At 55.6% G+C, this 17,183-nt stretch carries 18 protein-coding genes and 2 riboswitches; of the genes, 9 read left to right on the top strand and 9 right to left on the bottom strand.

Annotated elements, in window-relative coordinates; genetic code table 11:
- The first annotated feature begins 45 nt into the window (after positions 1-45).
- The 4 genes from KNP81_RS05920 to KNP81_RS05905 all read left to right on the top strand — a co-directional run bounded on the left by KNP81_RS05920 (position 46) and on the right by KNP81_RS05905 (position 4,534).
- Positions 46-1,374: an MATE family efflux transporter gene (locus tag KNP81_RS05920; protein ID WP_214719206.1), complete on the top strand. Its 1,329-nt coding sequence runs from the start codon at positions 46-48 to the stop codon at positions 1,372-1,374.
- Positions 1,358-3,640 (top strand): bifunctional glutamate--cysteine ligase GshA/glutathione synthetase GshB, encoded by a 2,283-nt coding sequence (gshAB, locus tag KNP81_RS05915; protein ID WP_214719204.1) that lies wholly within the window; start codon positions 1,358-1,360, stop codon positions 3,638-3,640. The genes KNP81_RS05920 and gshAB overlap by 17 nt, the downstream gene beginning before the upstream one ends.
- Before the next feature lie 64 nt (positions 3,641-3,704).
- Complete coding sequence (locus KNP81_RS05910; protein WP_214719202.1) at positions 3,705-4,034, top strand: ArsR/SmtB family transcription factor; 330 nt, start codon at positions 3,705-3,707, stop codon at positions 4,032-4,034.
- Positions 4,034-4,534, top strand: a complete 501-nt coding sequence (locus KNP81_RS05905) for an SRPBCC family protein (RefSeq protein ID WP_214719199.1) — start codon at positions 4,034-4,036, stop codon at positions 4,532-4,534. The genes KNP81_RS05910 and KNP81_RS05905 overlap by 1 nt, the downstream gene beginning before the upstream one ends.
- A gap of 47 nt (positions 4,535-4,581) precedes the next feature.
- Here the strand turns inward: KNP81_RS05905 and KNP81_RS05900 are convergent, their stop codons facing one another.
- The 3 genes from KNP81_RS05900 to KNP81_RS05890 are packed head-to-tail and all read right to left on the bottom strand — an operon-like array spanning position 4,582 to position 7,164.
- Complete coding sequence (locus KNP81_RS05900; protein WP_214719198.1) at positions 4,582-5,640, bottom strand: threonine aldolase family protein; 1,059 nt, start codon at positions 5,638-5,640, stop codon at positions 4,582-4,584.
- Positions 5,641-5,689: 49 nt separating this feature from the next.
- Positions 5,690-6,670, bottom strand: a complete 981-nt coding sequence (locus KNP81_RS05895; protein ID WP_214719190.1) for a zinc-binding dehydrogenase — start codon at positions 6,668-6,670, stop codon at positions 5,690-5,692.
- Positions 6,671-6,672: 2 nt separating this feature from the next.
- On the bottom strand, positions 6,673-7,164 hold the full coding sequence (locus tag KNP81_RS05890; RefSeq protein WP_214719189.1) for a lactoylglutathione lyase family protein: 492 nt from the start codon (positions 7,162-7,164) through the stop codon (positions 6,673-6,675).
- 117 nt (positions 7,165-7,281) lie between these two features.
- Between KNP81_RS05890 and KNP81_RS05885 the strand changes: the two genes are divergently transcribed.
- Positions 7,282-7,587, top strand: coding sequence for a winged helix-turn-helix transcriptional regulator (locus KNP81_RS05885; protein WP_114165246.1), 306 nt, complete (start codon positions 7,282-7,284; stop codon positions 7,585-7,587).
- Between the two features lie 28 nt (positions 7,588-7,615).
- Here KNP81_RS05885 and KNP81_RS05880 read toward each other — a convergent pair whose 3' ends face one another.
- Positions 7,616-7,996, bottom strand: a complete 381-nt coding sequence (locus KNP81_RS05880) for a VOC family protein (RefSeq protein ID WP_214719186.1) — start codon at positions 7,994-7,996, stop codon at positions 7,616-7,618.
- A gap of 79 nt (positions 7,997-8,075) precedes the next feature.
- Between KNP81_RS05880 and KNP81_RS05875 the strand changes: the two genes are divergently transcribed.
- Positions 8,076-8,561, top strand: a complete 486-nt coding sequence (locus KNP81_RS05875; protein WP_214719184.1) for a GNAT family N-acetyltransferase — start codon at positions 8,076-8,078, stop codon at positions 8,559-8,561.
- A gap of 9 nt (positions 8,562-8,570) precedes the next feature.
- Here the strand turns inward: KNP81_RS05875 and KNP81_RS05870 are convergent, their stop codons facing one another.
- The 5 genes from KNP81_RS05870 to mtnK are packed head-to-tail and all read right to left on the bottom strand — an operon-like array spanning position 8,571 to position 14,198.
- A complete protein-coding gene (locus KNP81_RS05870; RefSeq protein ID WP_214719182.1) occupies positions 8,571-9,572 on the bottom strand; it encodes an ABC transporter permease in 1,002 nt (333 codons plus the stop codon).
- Between the two features lies 1 nt (position 9,573).
- Positions 9,574-10,947, bottom strand: coding sequence for a sugar ABC transporter ATP-binding protein (locus KNP81_RS05865; protein WP_214719179.1), 1,374 nt, complete (start codon positions 10,945-10,947; stop codon positions 9,574-9,576).
- The gene (locus tag KNP81_RS05860; protein WP_214719177.1) at positions 10,947-12,023 is read right to left on the bottom strand and encodes a sugar ABC transporter substrate-binding protein; all 1,077 of its coding nucleotides are present in this window, start codon (positions 12,021-12,023) and stop codon (positions 10,947-10,949) included. The genes KNP81_RS05865 and KNP81_RS05860 overlap by 1 nt, the downstream gene beginning before the upstream one ends.
- Positions 12,016-13,050, bottom strand: coding sequence for an S-methyl-5-thioribose-1-phosphate isomerase (gene mtnA, locus KNP81_RS05855; protein ID WP_214719175.1), 1,035 nt, complete (start codon positions 13,048-13,050; stop codon positions 12,016-12,018). The genes KNP81_RS05860 and mtnA overlap by 8 nt, the downstream gene beginning before the upstream one ends.
- Positions 13,047-14,198 (bottom strand): S-methyl-5-thioribose kinase, encoded by a 1,152-nt coding sequence (gene mtnK, locus KNP81_RS05850; RefSeq protein WP_214719173.1) that lies wholly within the window; start codon positions 14,196-14,198, stop codon positions 13,047-13,049. Before mtnK ends, mtnA begins: the two co-directional genes overlap by 4 nt.
- Before the next feature lie 81 nt (positions 14,199-14,279).
- A riboswitch (SAM riboswitch) is annotated at positions 14,280-14,382 on the bottom strand.
- 205 nt (positions 14,383-14,587) lie between these two features.
- Positions 14,588-14,689, top strand: a riboswitch (SAM riboswitch).
- A gap of 69 nt (positions 14,690-14,758) precedes the next feature.
- Between mtnK and KNP81_RS05845 the strand changes: the two genes are divergently transcribed.
- Genes KNP81_RS05845 through KNP81_RS05835 form a run of 3 tightly spaced genes read left to right on the top strand, consistent with a single transcriptional unit; the run spans position 14,759 to position 17,177 of the window.
- On the top strand, positions 14,759-15,916 hold the full coding sequence (locus KNP81_RS05845) for a 2,3-diketo-5-methylthiopentyl-1-phosphate enolase (RefSeq protein ID WP_214719171.1): 1,158 nt from the start codon (positions 14,759-14,761) through the stop codon (positions 15,914-15,916).
- Positions 15,913-16,563 (top strand): 2-hydroxy-3-keto-5-methylthiopentenyl-1-phosphate phosphatase, encoded by a 651-nt coding sequence (locus KNP81_RS05840; protein WP_214719169.1) that lies wholly within the window; start codon positions 15,913-15,915, stop codon positions 16,561-16,563. The genes KNP81_RS05845 and KNP81_RS05840 overlap by 4 nt, the downstream gene beginning before the upstream one ends.
- The gene (locus KNP81_RS05835) at positions 16,560-17,177 is read left to right on the top strand and encodes a methylthioribulose 1-phosphate dehydratase (RefSeq protein ID WP_128123584.1); all 618 of its coding nucleotides are present in this window, start codon (positions 16,560-16,562) and stop codon (positions 17,175-17,177) included. Before KNP81_RS05840 ends, KNP81_RS05835 begins: the two co-directional genes overlap by 4 nt.
- The last annotated feature ends 6 nt before the right edge of the window (positions 17,178-17,183 follow it).

Below are 17,183 nucleotides of genomic sequence, written 5' to 3'. Positions count from 1 at the left end.
TAACTAAACGGTTATATACTAAATGTATTGAAGGGGTCTTTCATCGTGAAAACCATCGATTTGACGACCGGTCAGGTTCAACGCGTCATCGTGGCGCTTGCCCTCCCGCTCGTCGGCAGTTCGCTTTTACAATTCACGTATAGTCTCGTCGATATGTTCTGGGTCGGTGCGCTCGGTAGCGACGCCGTCGCCAGCATCGGCGCGGCCAGCTTTTATATCATGCTCGGTCAGGCGATTCAATCCCTTATCGTCGTCGGCGCCGGCATCAAAGTATCGCAAGCCGTCGGACGACGGGATCAGGCGTTGATTCAGCGCTACGTCCGGGCCGGGAGGCGGATAAACCTTGGTCTCGGCCTATTGTTCGTCACCGTCCTCGCCGCGTTCGGCCAGGCGCTTATCGGCTTTTTGAACATGGACGCACCGGCTGTAGAGCAGTTGGCGTACAGTTATTTGCTCGTCAGTGCACCGATGCTAATCTTCTCGTTCTTCAACTTGTTGTTCGCCCGACTGTTCAGCGCTTATGGCAATACGACGACGGCGATGCGCATCAACGCGACCGGGGTCACGCTCAATATGATTCTGTCGCCGCTCTTCATCTATCCACTCGGACTCGGCGTCGTCGGGGCTGGTCTGGCGACGCTCGTCGCGAACGTCGTCATGTTCGGCTTCTTCTGGCACCGGGCCCGCGTCTTGTTCGATTGGGAGGAGACGGTCGAACCGAATCACACAGACTATAGAGAAATTCTTCGCCTCGGCTTCCCGATGGCGTCCCAGCGCGTCTTGTTCACCGTCATCAGTATTTTCCTCGCCCGCATGATCGGTTCATATGGGACCGAAGCAATCGCGGCCCAGCGCATCGGGCTTCAAATCGAGTCGATCGCCTATATGATGATCGGCGGATTAAACGGTGCTATCGCAAGTTACACGGGGCAAAATCTCGGCGCCCGCAAAGTAGACCGGGTCCATGAGGGGTATCGGGTGACGACCCGGCTCGGCATCTTGTATACCGGGTTAATCACACTCGTCTTCCTCTTCGTCCCAGACGTCCTGATTGGGCTGTTCGTCGATGACCCGACAACGATTGAAATCGGTGCGAACTATTTACGGATCATCGGAATTTCGCTCATCTTCGCCTCACTTGAGATGATTGGGAATGGCTACTTCTCGGGACTCGGGCTACCGAAAATTCCGGCGACGATCTCAATCGTCTTCACCGTCGCCCGCATTCCGCTCGCGCTTGCCCTCGAGCCTTATCTCGGTATCGATGCCATCTGGTGGAGCATCGCCCTCTCGAGCATCATCAAAGGGCTCGTCTCTGCCTTCTATGTCCGACTAATGAAAAAGGAAGTGAGTTCCCTTGCAGAAGCGATTTAATCAACTAACTAAACAATTGTTGCACGGGCGCTTCGCCATCGAGCGTGAAATGCTCCGCGTGACACCCGATGGCACGCTCGCCGCTACGAAGCACCCGACAGCACTCGGAGACAAAGCGACGCACCCATATATTACGACCGACTTCTCAGAAAGTCAGATCGAGCTGATCACACCGACGTTCCCGACCGTCGAGGCGGCGCACGACTTCCTACAGACGCTGTATGATATCACGGCACTGAATATCGGTGACGAACGCCTTTGGCCGCAATCGATGCCGTGCGCGCTTCCTGACGGCGGGGTCATTCCGCTCGCTGACTTTGGTAGTTCAGGACTTGAAGCCGGGCGCTACCGGGAACATCTGCTCCAAAAATACGGGGCGAAAAAACAGCTCATCTCGGGTATCCATTTCAACTTCTCGTTCGCAGACGAGTTGATTGCCTCCCTCTATGAAGGGTCACCCGAACGATACGACCGTTTCAAGAACGACCTGTATTTAAAACTCGTCCGCAACTACTTACGGACACGCTGGCTCGTCGTCTATCTGTTAGGCGGGACTCCGGCCGTCCACACGAGCTATGAAGAACGCTGCGTCAGTCAAATGCAGGCGCTCAGCGAAGATGTGTATTCGAACACGACGGCGTTATCGTACCGGAATAGTGACTGCGGCTACACGAATGTCGAGCCGCTCTATCCGGACTATTCAACGCTCTCGGACTACACCGCGAGCGTGCGCCGCTTCATCGCCCAAGGTGACATCGCCAACCCGAACGAGCTCTACTCTCCGATTCGACTGAAGACGTCACGAGGAGGCAATGACTTGGAACGACTCGAGACGAACGGCATCGATTACATCGAGATTCGCAATATCGATTTGAACCCGTTCGAGAAGACCGGCATCGCCCTGTCCGATTTGAAGTTCTTGCACGTCTTCTTGCTCTACTTGACGTTGAAAGACGAGACACGATTTGCGGATTGGCAGGCTGAGGCGTTCCACAACCAGCAACGCGTCGCGAAAGAAGGGTTATCCCCGACGCTCACGCTCATGCGGGACGGCGAGGCGGTGGCGCTCCAGACGTACGCTCGCGATTTGCTCGACGAGATTGAAGCGTTCAATAAACATCACGACCTCGAGTTCGACGCGATTTTCGCCTCCGTCCGTGAACGAATCGACCATGTCGAGGCGACTTACGCGTCACGCCTCACCTCCGCTATGATGACGGATGGCTATACTGACTGGTCGCTCCGACAAGCGGAACTGTTTTATCAAGACGCGTACGCCAATCGGTTCCGGGTGCACGGCTACACGGATATGGAACTATCAACACAGATTTTGATGAAAGCAGCCTTGAAACGCGGTTATGCGGTCGATGTCATTGACCGCGACGACCAATTCATCCGCATCCGGCACGGCAACCAGACCGAGTACGTCAAACAAGCGACGAAGACGTCAAAAGATAACTACGTATCGGTTCTCATGATGGAAAACAAGACGGTGACAAAACACGTACTCGCCGAACATGGCATCCGCGTTCCCGGAGGGGTCGAGCTCCGCACTGAATCTGATTTACAGGACGCCTGGTATACGTTTGGGGACGAGCCGATTGTCTTGAAACCGAAATCGACGAACTTCGGCATCGGCATCCACATCTTCAAGGACGGGACGACGTTCGAGGAAGCGCTTGAGGCGTTCCATCACGCTCTTACGTTTGACGACGTCGTCCTGCTCGAGACGTTCCTGCCCGGAAAAGAATATCGTTTCCTCGTCATCGGTGATGAGGTCGCGGGCATTTTGCACCGCGTCCCGGCAAACGTGACCGGGGACGGTGTATCGACGATTCGTGAGCTCGTCGCCAAAAAGAATGAGGATCCGCTCCGCGGAAAAGGCTATAAGACGCCGCTCGAAAAAATTGACATTGATGACATCGTCGTGGCATTCCTTCGTCCACAAGGTAAGACGCCGGACAGTGTCCTTGCAGATGGAGAACTCGTCTTCCTTCGTGAGAACTCGAACATCAGCACCGGGGGTGACAGTATTGACTATACGGACCGGATCGCCGATTCATACAAACGGATTGCGGTCGAGTCCGCCCGAGCGATTGACGCCACAATTTGCGGGGTCGACATGATGATTCCGTCGATCGAGCGTGAAAATGACTACGGTATCATTGAACTGAACTTCAATCCGGCCATCCATATTCACGCCTTCCCGTACGAAGGAAAGGAACGGCCAATCGGCGAGACCGTGCTCGATTTACTGTTCGATTAACCAATATTCCTAGTTTGGAATATTCTAAAATGGGAATATTTTAAGTAAGAGGACGGTGACGAGGATGGAAGAAAATTTGAGTCCGTTGTTTCACGCGTTGGCCGACCCGAATCGCTTACGAATCATCGAGTTGTTGAGGCAAGAAGCTTTAACGGTCGGTGCCATCGCCGAACGACTCGACATCAGTCAACCACAGACGTCCAAGCAACTGCGTGTGCTCTATGATGCCGGACTCGTTTCGGTGACCATCGAAGCCAATCGGCGGCGCTACGCCCTGAATCTTCAGGCACTTGCCCCGATAGATATTTGGCGTTCACGGCTCGAGGCAGAGACGGCTCGGCTCGATCGGTTGGAAGAGTTTTTGCAACAGTCAAAACGAGAGGGGAAATCCTAATGGAAACGCTCAAATCGTACGTCGAAGGCAACACGTTAGTCGTGGAACGGAGTTTTAACGCGCCGCGCGCGCTCGTGTTCGAGGCATTTTCGACACCGGCCCATCTTGAAGCATGGTGGGGACCCGCTGGATGGAAAACGGAGGTTCGCACGTTCGAGTTCGAACCCGGCGGCACGTGGCATTATTGCATGACGTGCGTCGACAAAGAGCAAGGCGACTATTACGGCATGGAATCATGGGGCAAATCGACGTTCCTCGAGATTGACCCGCATCGTAAAATCGTCTATACGGACGCCTTCTCGGACGCGGACGGCCACGTCAATCCTGAACTTCCCGTCATGACCATCACGAACGAATTTGTCGACATCCCGAACGGCACGCTGTTCATCAGCCGCTCCGAATTCACGGACGCCGAGTCGCTCCAACAAGTCGTCGATATGGGAGCCGTCGAAGGTTTCGCCTCGCAGCTCGACCGTCTCGACGCCATCGTCTCCAGATAACAGCAAGCACCGCTCCTCGGATGAGGAGCGGTGCTTTTTCGAATTCCTCATCGCTCTAGTTGTTCGAATAGTCGATCGAGTTGAGGTGCATCAATCGCCTCATACGCATCTCCGACACTGATTTCGGTCGAACAATAGCCGTCATGGGGTACGAGATAGCCCGTTATGCCGATTCCGGTCACGTCTTGAACGGATTGAATCCAGGCCGAGACTGCCTCCACGTCCCCCTCAACATGAAGGTGGAACATATTCGTCACCGGGACGTCCGGTGTCGTCCACACCCTATCGATCGCATTGAAGCGGCGCGCCAGTTCCTTCGCCTGTTCGTAGTAGCTTGCCATCCGATCTTTCCGAAGCTCATAGTAATAGTCGGCCGGGATAATGTACGGATACAGTCCAATCAAATCCCCGCCATAGCGACGTTTCCACACTCTCGCCTCGGCGCAGAACGCTTTCGGTCCGGCCAAGATGGCTCCGGCAATCCCGCCGATGCCTTTGTAGAATGAGACGTAGACGCTGTCGAACAGTGCACATACTTCTGCTGCCGTCTTCTCGTAATACGGGAGCGTCTCGAATAATCGTGCCCCGTCGAGATGCAGACGAATCCCCCGCTCCCGGCACAAGTGACTGATTGCCTCCAGTTCATCGAACGGTGGCAAATAGCCCCCGAGTTCCCGTTGCGGCAACTCGATCAACAGGCAGGCGATATCGGGCAACGCCTGCACTTCCTCGAGCGTCATCAACCGCTTGTCATCTCCAATCAAGATTGGCTCAAGGTGATGCAGCTCCTTCAATCCGTCCTGCTCATGAATCTCCAAGTGACAGAGCGGATGATAGGCGACGTTTCGATTTCCGGTCTCGTCCGCCCAAATCCGTAACGCAATCTGCTGCGCCATCGTGCCGCTCGGAAAGAAAATTGCGTCTTCCATACCGAGTTCTTGCGCCAGTTTTTGCTCGAAGCGCGCGATGACCTCACCCGTCCCGTAATGGTCGCTCGCCTGATTCTGGTCGACCTCGGCGAACGCTTGCTGCAAGACGCCGACGTTCCGTCGACCGTGGCCGTTCAATTGATGCGACGTCTGTTGATATGATGTCCGTAACTCCATGTCATTCCCTCCACAACAAGCCCCCTGTCCATAGACAGGAGGCCATCAGTTAGTCGCGCATGCGGACGATTAATTTGCCGCGCACTTTGCGTGTATGTAGCTGTTCCAAACCATCTTTTAATCGTTCGAACGGCAAGACGTCCGTGACGAGGTCGTTCAATTCACCCGCCTCGAGCAGCTTCATCATCTCTTCGGCCATATAGGACAAGTTACGGATGGCCCGCTCGTTCTCACTCGCATGGGCCGCACCGAGGGCGACTTCATGAATCGAAGGCGACAGCGTGAACCCTTTCATGTCCGACATGTCAGGTGGACCGGCGATATAAGCGAGCTGTCCGCTGAATGCGAGTCGATCCAAATCGGCCGTCGCCACGTCGCGTCCGACCGTGTTCAAAATCAAGTCGACACCGCGACCGTCTGTCAGTTCCATGATTTTCTCCGTCACATCCTCGACGTTGTAGTCGATGGCGACATCGGCACCGAGCGATGTGACCCAGTCAAAGTTTTCCGGCGATGCGGTTGTGAACACTTTGAGCCCAAGTTTTTTGGCAAGTTGAATCGCGTAACCACCGACTCCGCCCGCTCCGGCGTGGACGAGAATCGTCTCTTTGTCGCGTGTGTTCAACTTCTGCATAATGGCCTCATACGCTGTCATGCCGGCACAGAGGATGGCCGCAGCGGCCTCGTCGCTCACTTCCGGCGGGACGACGGCGCAAGCACGCGCATCGACGACCGCATACTCGGCGAAGCCGCCGTTGTTTCCAAGACTCGTGTGGACGGCGACACGTGAACCGGTAATGATATTGGCGAGACTCGAACCGACTTCGACGACTTCCCCGACCAGGTCGACGCCAAGAATGTGTGGATACGACCAATTCGGATTGCCGTTCGTGCCGACTTTATAGTCGACCGGGTTCAATGCGACCGCTTCGACTTTGATGAGCAGTTCGCCCGCGCCTAGTGTCGGACGCTCTATCTCACCGATATGGAGATGTTCTAATCCAGGTTCATCAAGTAACCACGCTTTCATGCTCAATACGCTCCTTCCGAATACGTCAGTTCATGCGAATGTGAATAGATTTCGACAAGATTGCCGAACGGGTCTTCACAGTACACCATCCGATACGGCTTATCGCCCGGGTAATATTCCCGAATCGGCATCCGTTGTTTCCCACCATGGGCTACGATTTTCTCGACGAGTCCTTCGATGTCCGGATCTTGGACGCAGTAGTGGAAGATGCCTGTCTTCCAAAACTCGAAATTGTTCTCCGGCTTCTCATTGTTCGGAAACTCGAACAACTCAATCCTGATTTTGTCACCGGTCGACATGTGGGCGATTCTGAAACTGCCCCAGCCCGGTCCGAATACGTCCGTACACATGACACCGATCGGCGAGTCGTCCTCGACGACGTCTGACGGCTGCATGATGGTGTACCAGCCCATCACGTCCTCATAAAATTTAACTGCTTCTGCCACACTCGGGACCGATAGTCCGATATGTGAGAATGTACGTGGATATGTCACTGTCATCCGCTCCTTTTTGTTTGCTCAATTTGATGGATAACGATACGATACCTTCATCGAAGCAATAAAAAAAGTACGCACATTCAAGTAACTACCCGAAAGCGAGGCGAATTGAACATGACGACCCCGTTCCCCGTCAATAAGGCGCTCGACATCATCGGCGGTAAATGGCGGCCTCAAGTGTACTGTACGCTCGAGAACGGCCCGCGCCGCTTTTCTGAGATTCAACGCGCCATCCCTGACGTCAGCCGCAAGGTGTTGACCGATCAACTGCGCGAGCTCGAACAGCTCGGTATGGTCCGCCGCATCGACTATTCGACCGAGAAACAGCTTCACGTCGAATACTCGCTCACCGAGGACGCACTCAGCCTGCAACCAGCCATGAAGGCGCTCTGCTCTTGGGGCGAGACACGAGACGAATAAACCCTCGCCGGATCCGGCGAGGGTTTTGTCATGCTGCGAACAAGCTGATCAGATTTCCGTCCGGATCGATGACGATGGCGTAACGTTGTCCCCAGAACGCATCCCACGGTTCGCGATGCGAGGCATAGCCGTGCTCGACGATTGCCTCATAGCGCACATCTAGTTCATCCCGACTGTCGCATAAGAAGGCGAGTTCGACCCGATGCCCCGTCGCCGGGTTCCATTCCCCGTACACCGATTCGGCCACTTCGACCGTGTCGAAGGCGAGCCGGACCCCGCCGTCATCGACCTCGACATGCGCTTCCTCATTACTCGATTCCGGAATCGACAGACCGAGCATCCGATAAAAGTCGAGCGCCCGCGTCATATCTTCAACGACAATCCCAATCATGTCTAGCTTGATTCCCATGTGATCACCTCATTTCCCAAGTTGGTGGTGCTATGATGAGTGTAGCACTACATCCTGCTCGTGAAACGAGGAAATTCAAATGACCCATCAATTCGCTGTCCTGACCCAGCCACAGGCGGAAACAATCGCCTACACATGGCACTACGAAGGCGATTATGCGTTTTACAATATGGCGGCCGACAAAGACGATTTAGCCGAATTTTTAGACGTCGAACAGCGCGGACAGTCGGTGTTCGCCATCACGTCTGACGGTGCACTCGTCGGGTTCGTGAGCGTCGCGCAAACGGATGCTGAAACGGTCGATATCGGTCTCGGCATGAAGCCCGATTTGACCGGGAACGGGAGCGGACGAGCGTTCGTCACATCGATTCTCGACTTCGTCAAAGCGACTTACTCATCGCATCGCATCACCTTGTCCGTCGCCGCCTTCAACGTGCGGGCGATCCGTGTCTATGAGACGTGCGGGTTCAAGCAGACCGGTTCGTTTCAACAACCGACGAACGGGAGCACGTTCGATTTTATTCAGATGGAACGTCAAGAAAGTCCTCAGAACCAACCGTTCTGAGGACTTTTCCTATGTGAGCTGTTTCTTTTGGATGTATGACAAGCCGAGCGCCGCAATCAAAATTGTGCCTTTGACGATGTCTTGGGCGTAATACGGCACGTCCCACATCGTCAGTCCGTTCAACAAAATCCCAATCAAGACGGCACCAATCAACGTGCCGACGACGTTCGGTCGTCCGGTCCCGAAGACGGCGTAACCGATATAAGCGGCCGCGACGGCGTCCATGAGGAGCGGTGCTCCGGCCGATACTTGTCCGGTACCGATGCGCGACGCCAAGATGATGCCGCCGATGGCTGCGAACAGACCACTCAACACATACGCGTACAGCTTGATGCGCGTGACGGCGATGCCGGAGCGGCGGGCCGCCTCGACGTTCGAGCCGACGTAATAAAATTCGCGTCCTGTCTTCGAATACGTCAAAAATAGATGCGCCCCGGCGAAGAAGAGAATCATCAAGATGGCGACGAACGGGACAGGTCCGATTGAACCTTGGCCGATGAAGAGGAACGACGGGATAAAACGTCCCGGTGCCGTCCCTCCTTCAATCGGCATGTTGTCGTAGATTGAAAAACCTTTCGTATACGTCAATTGGACCCCGTTGATGACGTACATGATGGCGAGCGTCGCGAGCAAATCCGGTAACCGGAACTTGATTGTCACGAGCGCGTTCAACAGCCCGACGAGCACACCGAGCGCAATCGGGACGAGCAGGGCGACGAGCAGTTCTTGACTATGTAACACGAGGCTCGATGCCGCCCCGATTGTTGCGAGGCTCGCCGTCGAGCCGACCGATAAGTCGAATCCGCCGACGATGAGCGAGAATGTCACCCCGAGGGCGAGCAGGGAGACGATCGATACGGATTTGATGATGTCGCTAAAGTTCGCGTACGTCAAAAACTGGTCGTTCGTCACACCGAAGACGGCGATGAGTGCGAGAATCGCGAACAGTGTTCCGTATTGACCGATGCCACTAAAGCGTTTCGTGCGTTGTTTGATGACGAGTTGGGCCATGTTAGACGCCTCCTTTCTGTTGCCAACGGCCGCGGTCGAGCCAGAGCGTCCGGTTGGCGACCAATTCTAATTCATGCGGTTCGCTCGATGTGAAGATGACGGTCTTCCCGTCTTTGGCAAGGCGGGTGACGAGTTCATAAATGTCCCGTTTCGCCGTCACGTCGACACCTTTCGTCGGTTCGTCGAGCAGATAGACGTCCCGGTCCTCGAGGAGCCATTTGCTGAGGACGACTTTTTGTTGATTCCCGCCGCTCAATTCTCGGACCGGTTGCCCGACCTGGTCGTATTTCACTCGCAGCGAGGCCAATACGCGTGTGATCGCGTTCGCCTTCCCTTCAATCGCGAGGACGTTCCATTCAATCGAATCGTCGAGGAAAAGCCCCTGTTTCCGGCGTTCTTCTGGTACGAGGGCAAATCCGGACCGGACTGCCTGACGCGGTTCACGAATCTTGAGCGGTTTCCCGTCCAACGTCACTTGTTGTTCGACACCGGAGAGACCGAATAGCGCCTCGATCAACTCCGTCTTCCCGCTCCCGGTGACGCCGCCAATGCCGACGACTTCGCCTTTATATGCCGTGAACGACAACTCGGTTCCGAACGTCGGTAACGTGAGGTCGGCTTGAATCCGGATCTCGGTTTCCGGAACGGCTTTCTCTAACGCTTCTGCCATGTCGGATCCGCTCAAATACGTATGGATATCCCGTTCTGACAATGCCTGAAATGGCCCTTCGTAAGCGATGCGCCCATCCCGGAGGAACGTCGTCGTCGTGGTGACGCGCGACAGTTCATCTGACCGGTGAGTGATGAGAAGAATGCCGACGCCTTCTTCTGCGAGCGATTGCAATAACGTAAGCAGTGCTGCCGCGTCATCTGTCGACAGTGCGGCCGTCGGTTCGTCGAGCAAGAGGTAGGCCGCATCACTCGCGAGTGCCCGGGCAATCAAGACACGTTGTTTGACGCTGAGCGGGAAACGCCCGACCGGTTCGGTCACGTCAATCTGTAATCCGACGCGTTCCAAATAGACAGCTGCTCGCTGTTTTAGTTCGCGAGGACGAATCCGTTCGACCGCCTGCCACGGCACGACGTTCTCATAGATCGGTAAATCGAGATAGAGAGCGTCATCGACTTCTTGCGACACCGTGATGACCCCGCGGCGAATCGCCTCGGCCGGTGTGAGTGTGACCGCCGTCTCGTCGAGCTCGACCGTCCCAGACGTCGGGATGATGGCGCCACTCAACAGCTTGACGAGCGTGCTTTTTCCGGCCCCGTTCAACCCGAGCAAGCCATGAATCTCGCCACGACGGAGCGTGAAGCTGACATCTTCGAGCACGGTGACGTCGCCGTAACGTTTCGTGACACGTTCGAGCCGTAACATCAGTCTGTCCCTTTCATCCAGTCCGACCAGGCCGCGTCTGATGCGCCCCAGTTCGGGACGTATTGGCCGAGGTCGTCCATCGTCACTTTCTCGTCCGGCAAGACGTCACGATCGACGAGATACGGATCGACCGAATGAATCGACGGCGTCTCTTCACCCGCTAATTTTTGATACGCGTACCGGACTTGGATGCGTCCGATTTCAGCCGGATCGGTCGCCGCCGTCACTTTCCACGGGCTGCCGTCCTCTTGCATGAGTTGAAGGTCTTCGTCACTCAAATCGATGCCATAGACAGCGATTTCATCACGTCCGGCTTGTTTGATGGCACGGCTCGCACCCTTAGCGAACTCGTCCCACATCGCGAATACGGCATCAATCTCGCCTTCCGGATACTTCTTCAAAATCGCTTCCATCTGGCTCTGTGTATCGAGCGCCGTATTATTCGTCGCCGAACCGAACTTGGCGACTTCCGTAATGCCTGGGTAGCGTTTCAAGAACGCATCATAAATCGTGTGGCGTCGTTCCATCGGTGTGAAGCCACCGACCCAAATCGTGACGATGTTGCCTTCACCGTCCAAATCTTCGGCGAGTGCCTTGAGCGAACGCCAGGCGAGCGAATAGTCGTCCTGGTCGATGACCGTCACGCCTTCGTTCGTCAAATCGTTGTCGAATGCGACGACTTTGATGCCTTTGTCGAGTGCACGTTGGACCGGTTCTTTCAACGCATCGGCGCGGCCATGGTCAATCAAGATGACATCGACGCCTTGCGTCGTCGCCGTGTCGACGTAGCTCGCCATCTTCGACAGATCGTTGTCGGCGTTGTACACTTTCACGTTGCCGCCGAACGATTCGACCTGTTCCGTCACCCCATTGATATACTGCGACGAGAACGTGCCAATCGACATCTGCATGATGAGGGCGACATCGATATCTTTCGGCAACGTCCCGTTCGATACCGAGACGGGTTTGGTCTCTGCCGTCTTCTCGGCCGGCTTCGATGGGGCCGCTTGCTCGTTCGTGCAACCGACGAGCGCCAAGACGAATGTGAATAACAAAATCAATAGTTTTTTAGACATGAATCGTTCCCCCTACATGATGTGTGATGGCGGCCTCTGTCGGTTCGAACACACCCGCCTCGGTGATGAGTCCGGTGATGAGGTCCGGTGTGGTGACGTCGAACGCCGGATTGAAGACGGTGATGCCGACGGGTGCCGTCGGTTGACCGCCGATATGTGTCACTTCTGACGGGTTCCGCTCCTCGATTTCAATCGTGTCATCCGCCGTCAAATCGAACGTCGAATGCGGCGCCGCGACGTAGAACGGAATGCCGTAATGTTTGGCAAGGACGGCGAGCTGCAACGTCCCGATTTTATTGGCGACGTGACCCGTCCGTGTGATACGGTCGGCTCCAACGATGATGGCGTCGACTCGTTTTGACTGAATCGTCCAAGCCGCCATATTGTCTGTGATGAGCGTCACGTCGATATCGGCCCGGTCGAGTTCCCAGACAGTGAGGCGTGCCCCTTGCAGGAGCGGCCGCGTCTCACAGGCGAAGACGTTGAAAGATACGCCCTGTTCTTTTCCGACGTAAAACGGCGCGAGCGCCGTGCCGTATCGCGATGTCGCGATGGCACCGGCGTTGCAAATCGTCAACACGTTCCCTCCGGCCGGCAACACCGTCAGTGCATGCTCGCCGATGGCCCGATACGTATCGACGTCCCGGTCGTACAAAGCGATGGCGCGCCGTTTGATTTCCTCGGCAATCGCCTCAAAGTCGTCCCCGACATTTAAATCAAGGAGCGATTCAATCACGTTTTGCAAATTGACCGCTGTCGGCCGGGTCGCAATCAAGCGGCGTCCGACGAGTTCGAGCCGACGCGTGAAGTCCGGGTCATCGATTAACCGGCCCGCCTCTTTGGCGAGGACGAACGCTCCGAAATAAGCGATGGCCGGGGCGCCGCGGACTTGGAGCGTCTCGATGGCATGTTCGGCCTGTTCAAGCGTCTCGATTGTCACGTAACGCTCTTCGTGCGGCAACAACGTCTGATCCAATAGGATGAGTTCGTCCGTTTGCGAATTAAAGCGGATGTTTTGGACCGTCATACGCGCACCCCCGACAAAAGCGTCACCAAGTCGTCAATCGATTCGACGCTGTGGCGTTCTTTGATGAGCGCCGTCCCGAGGGCAAGCGCGTCACGTTTTCGTTCGAGCCGCGTCGCTTCCGGCAACGTCTCGAGATCGGCGACACCGGCGAGTCCGACGGCACGGCGAATGAGTTCGCAACCGGCGTAGCCGATCGTGTCGCTGAAGATCGTCCGCAACAACTCGTCGACAAAACCGTCCGTGTTGAACGGTTCGACGGCGCGCTCAAAGTTGGCCCGGAACGTCTTCTCAAACGTCTCCCACACCGTCAAGACGTCTGTGAAACGTTCGAAGCGTTTGAACGGGTCATAGAACGTCGACAGCGTCAAATGGGCGATGATTTGGCCCAGGTCGAAGCCGAACGGTCCGTAAAATGCGAACTCTGGATCGATGATTTTCGTCTCTTGTTGGGTCGCGAAGATGCTGCCCGTATGTAGGTCACCGTGCAGAAGCGCCTCATGTTTCGTGACAAATCCGACTTTCAGTTTCGTCACCTCGACCTTCAGCGCCTGGTCTTGCCAAAGGCGTTCGACATCTTTTCGAAGCGCCGCCTCGATGTTGTTCGACTCTGCGTCTTTGAACGGGTCGGTGAAGATGAGCTTCTCGGTGATGTCACACAGTTCCGGATTGTAATAGTCACGTTCAATCCGCTTCTTCGCAATTGGTCCGGCCGCATAATCCGACGTCGCGAACAGCGTCTCTCCTAAAAATTCACCGACATGACGCGCGAGTTCCGGATAGCTCTCCCCCTTCAAATAACCGGTGCGGACAATCTCATAATCAGACAGATCTTCTAAAATCGTGTAGGCGAGCGTCCGGTCGCTGCCGAGGACGTCCGGGACGAAACGCGGCGCCACGTTCGCAAACTCACGGAGTGCCAACTGTTCAATCCATGCCCGTTCGAGCGTAAGCGGCCAGCTCTCGCCGACAACTTTGGCGTATGGGAGCGCCTGTTTGACGATTAGGCGCTGTTCGCCTTGGCGAATCCGAAACACGAGATTCAAGTTACCGTCCCCGATTTCCTCACACTCGGCGATTCCTTCTTGCAAGTATCCTAGTTGACGGACGTGCTCGACGACGGTCTGTTCTGTAAATGGTTGATATGACATGATGTTTTCCCCTTCCTGTAAGTTGCCCACAAAAAAAGCCCCTTTCTCCGCGAGAAAGAGGCACAGCCAAAATGGTTGTTCCTCTCATCTGTCAGACATTCGTCTGGTGGATGTAGCACCGTGCCTAGTGGTCGGTTGCTGCGGCGTCATCGGGCCAATTCCCTCTGCCAACTCGCGATAAGAGTGGTTTATTCGATTCGGTGAACTTATGTGATGAATATTACGGACTTGACGTCACAATTGTCAACGTCATTTTCTCCGTGCACCTCCGTCTTTTTTTGTGCATATATGGAAACAACTCCCCAAAATATTTTTTTTGGAAAAAAAGGAATTGACGACGTGACGATTCTGTGCAAAAATTCAATTAAATTTCACAACTTCAAATCACATTCTTATCAAGAGCAGACGGAGGGACGAGCCCGATGATGTCGCAGCAACCGACCAGAGATGGCACGGTGCTAATTCTTGCAGCGAAAGCTGAGAGATAAGAGTTCATTTTTTATGATGACCTCTTGCCTCGGCATGGGGTCATTTTTTGTTTGCCTGGAAGGAGGAACCATATGAGTATCACTGCCACATATGAAATCAAACGAACGGACGCGGTCGCGACCGTCGCCGACAAAATCGCCCTCGAGCTGACCGTCGGTACTTGGACGGAGCTGCCTCACTTAGAGCAAGAGCAGTTACAGGCGTACCGGGGTGAGGTCGTGTCGACCACACATACGGATACGACGAGCCGCTTCACGATCCGCTACCCGTTACATAATGTCAGCCCTGACTTATCATCCATCTTGACGACGACGTTCGGGAAACTGTCCCTCGACGATTCAATCCGGTTAATCGATTTGACGTTGCCCGAGACGCTCGCGCCTCATTTCAAAGGCGCCAAGTTCGGCGTCGAAGGGATTCGCGATTTGCTCGGTGTCCATGATCGCCCGCTCGTCATGAGCATCTTCAAAGGTGTCATCGGCCGTGACCTCGCGTTTCTCGAGCAGCAACTCCGCGATCAGTTTGCCGGAGGCATCGATATCGTCAAAGACGACGAAATTTTATACGACAACCCGCTCACCCCATCGCTCGAACGGGCCCGCATCGGAGCGGCCGTCATTCAAGCGCACTTTGAGGCGACCGGGAAGCGTGTCCTCTATGCCATCACGTTGAGCGGTCCTGTGTTCGCTCTGCGCGACCAGGCACTCCGGCTGATTGAGGCCGGTGCGACGGCGCTTCTATTCAACGTCTATACGTACGGTCTTGACGCACTGCGCGAACTTGCGAACGACCCAGACATCCGTGTGCCGATTTTGGCTCACCCGGCCTTTGCCGGCGCCTTGACCGGGTCCATCAGTCATTCGCTCTTACTCGGTAAACTCCCACGCCTCGCCGGGGCCGATTTGACGCTCTTCCCGTCTCCGTATGGCTCCCTCGCGACACCGCGTGACGAGGCGTTCGCGATTCGTGACCAGAGCGCCGAACCGCATTGGTCGAAACCGATTTTACCGGTCCCATCAGCCGGGATTCATCCGGGACTCGTCGCGGATATCATTCGTGATTTCGGGACAGATGTCGTCATCAACGCCGGCGGTGGCATTCACGGACACCCGGATGGCGCAGCCGCCGGGGCTCGTGCTTTCCGACAAGCCATCGCTCACGTCCTCGATCAAACCGAAGGACAGACGGACGAGCTCGATACCGCGTTGAAGGCGTGGGCGTCGCGATGACGATCCATATCCTGTGCGACTTCGACGGGACGATCACGGCGGAAGACAATATCATCGCCTTGATGAAAGCGTTCGCCCCGCCGGCTTGGGTCGAGTTGAAAGATGCGGTCCTCGAGCAACGGATTTCAATCCGCTCCGGCGTCGGTCAACTGTTTCAACTATTGCCGAGCGCGGCTGCCCCGGCTTACCGTGATTATTTGTTGGAGCGGATCACGCTCCGCCAAGGGTTCCCGGCATTTTTAGAACAAGTTCGGGCCCACGGCTGGAAGTTTGACGTCGTCAGCGGCGGGATGGACTTTTTCGTCCATCCAATTTTAGCAGGCCACGTCGACCCCGAGCATATCTACTGCAACGTCGCCGACTTCTCTGCTGAGACGGTAACCGTCACGTGGTCGCACGCTTGCGACGAACAGTGCACGAACGATTGCGGCTGTTGCAAGCCGACGCTCGCTCGCCGCATCGTCAATCCCGCCGACCGCTTAATCGTCATCGGCGACTCGGTGACCGACTTCGAGGTCGCGAAGCGTGCCGACTTCGTCTACGCCCGAGGTCAACTCATCACGCTCTGCGAAGACGCAGGCATCCGTTACGCCCCGTTCGAGACGTTTGACGACATCACCCATCATTTGAAGGAGGTGGCCGTATGAGCCTTACGGCACGTTGGCTTGAACTGGCCGAGATTAAAGACGAACTCGCCGCCCGCGACTGGTTCCCCGGAACGAGTGGGAATTTGGCGATTCGCGTCTCTGACGACCCGCTCGAATTTCTCGTCACGGCGAGTGGACGCGATAAACGGAAACGAACGCCAGACGACTTTGTTCATGTCGATGCGGGCGGACGCTTAATCGGCGAACAGACAGGAAAACCATCCGCCGAGACGCTGCTACATGTCGAAGTGTTCAATCGGACGGATGCGACGTGTTCGCTCCATGTCCATACGGTCGACAATAATGTCATCTCCGAGCTCCATGCCGCCACCGGCGAAGTCGTCTTCACCGGTCAAGAAATCATCAAAGCGCTCGGCTTCTGGGACGAGGATGCGGTCGTCCGCGTACCGATTATCGAGAACCATGCGGACATTCCGACTCTTGCGGCCGCTTTCGCCCCTCACATTCACGCAAACGCCGGTGCCGTCCTCATTCGCAATCACGGCATCACCGTCTGGGGCGAGACCCCGGCCGCGGCCAAACGCTATTTAGAGGCTTACGAGTTCTTGTTCAGCTATACATTAAAACTACGCGCCCTAGGCGTCCATTCATAAGGAGGA

This window comes from Exiguobacterium sp. s149, assembly GCF_018618395.1.
Classification (GTDB): domain Bacteria; phylum Bacillota; class Bacilli; order Exiguobacteriales; family Exiguobacteriaceae; genus Exiguobacterium; species Exiguobacterium chiriqhucha.
This window is presented reverse-complemented; position numbering and strand designations above follow the sequence as displayed.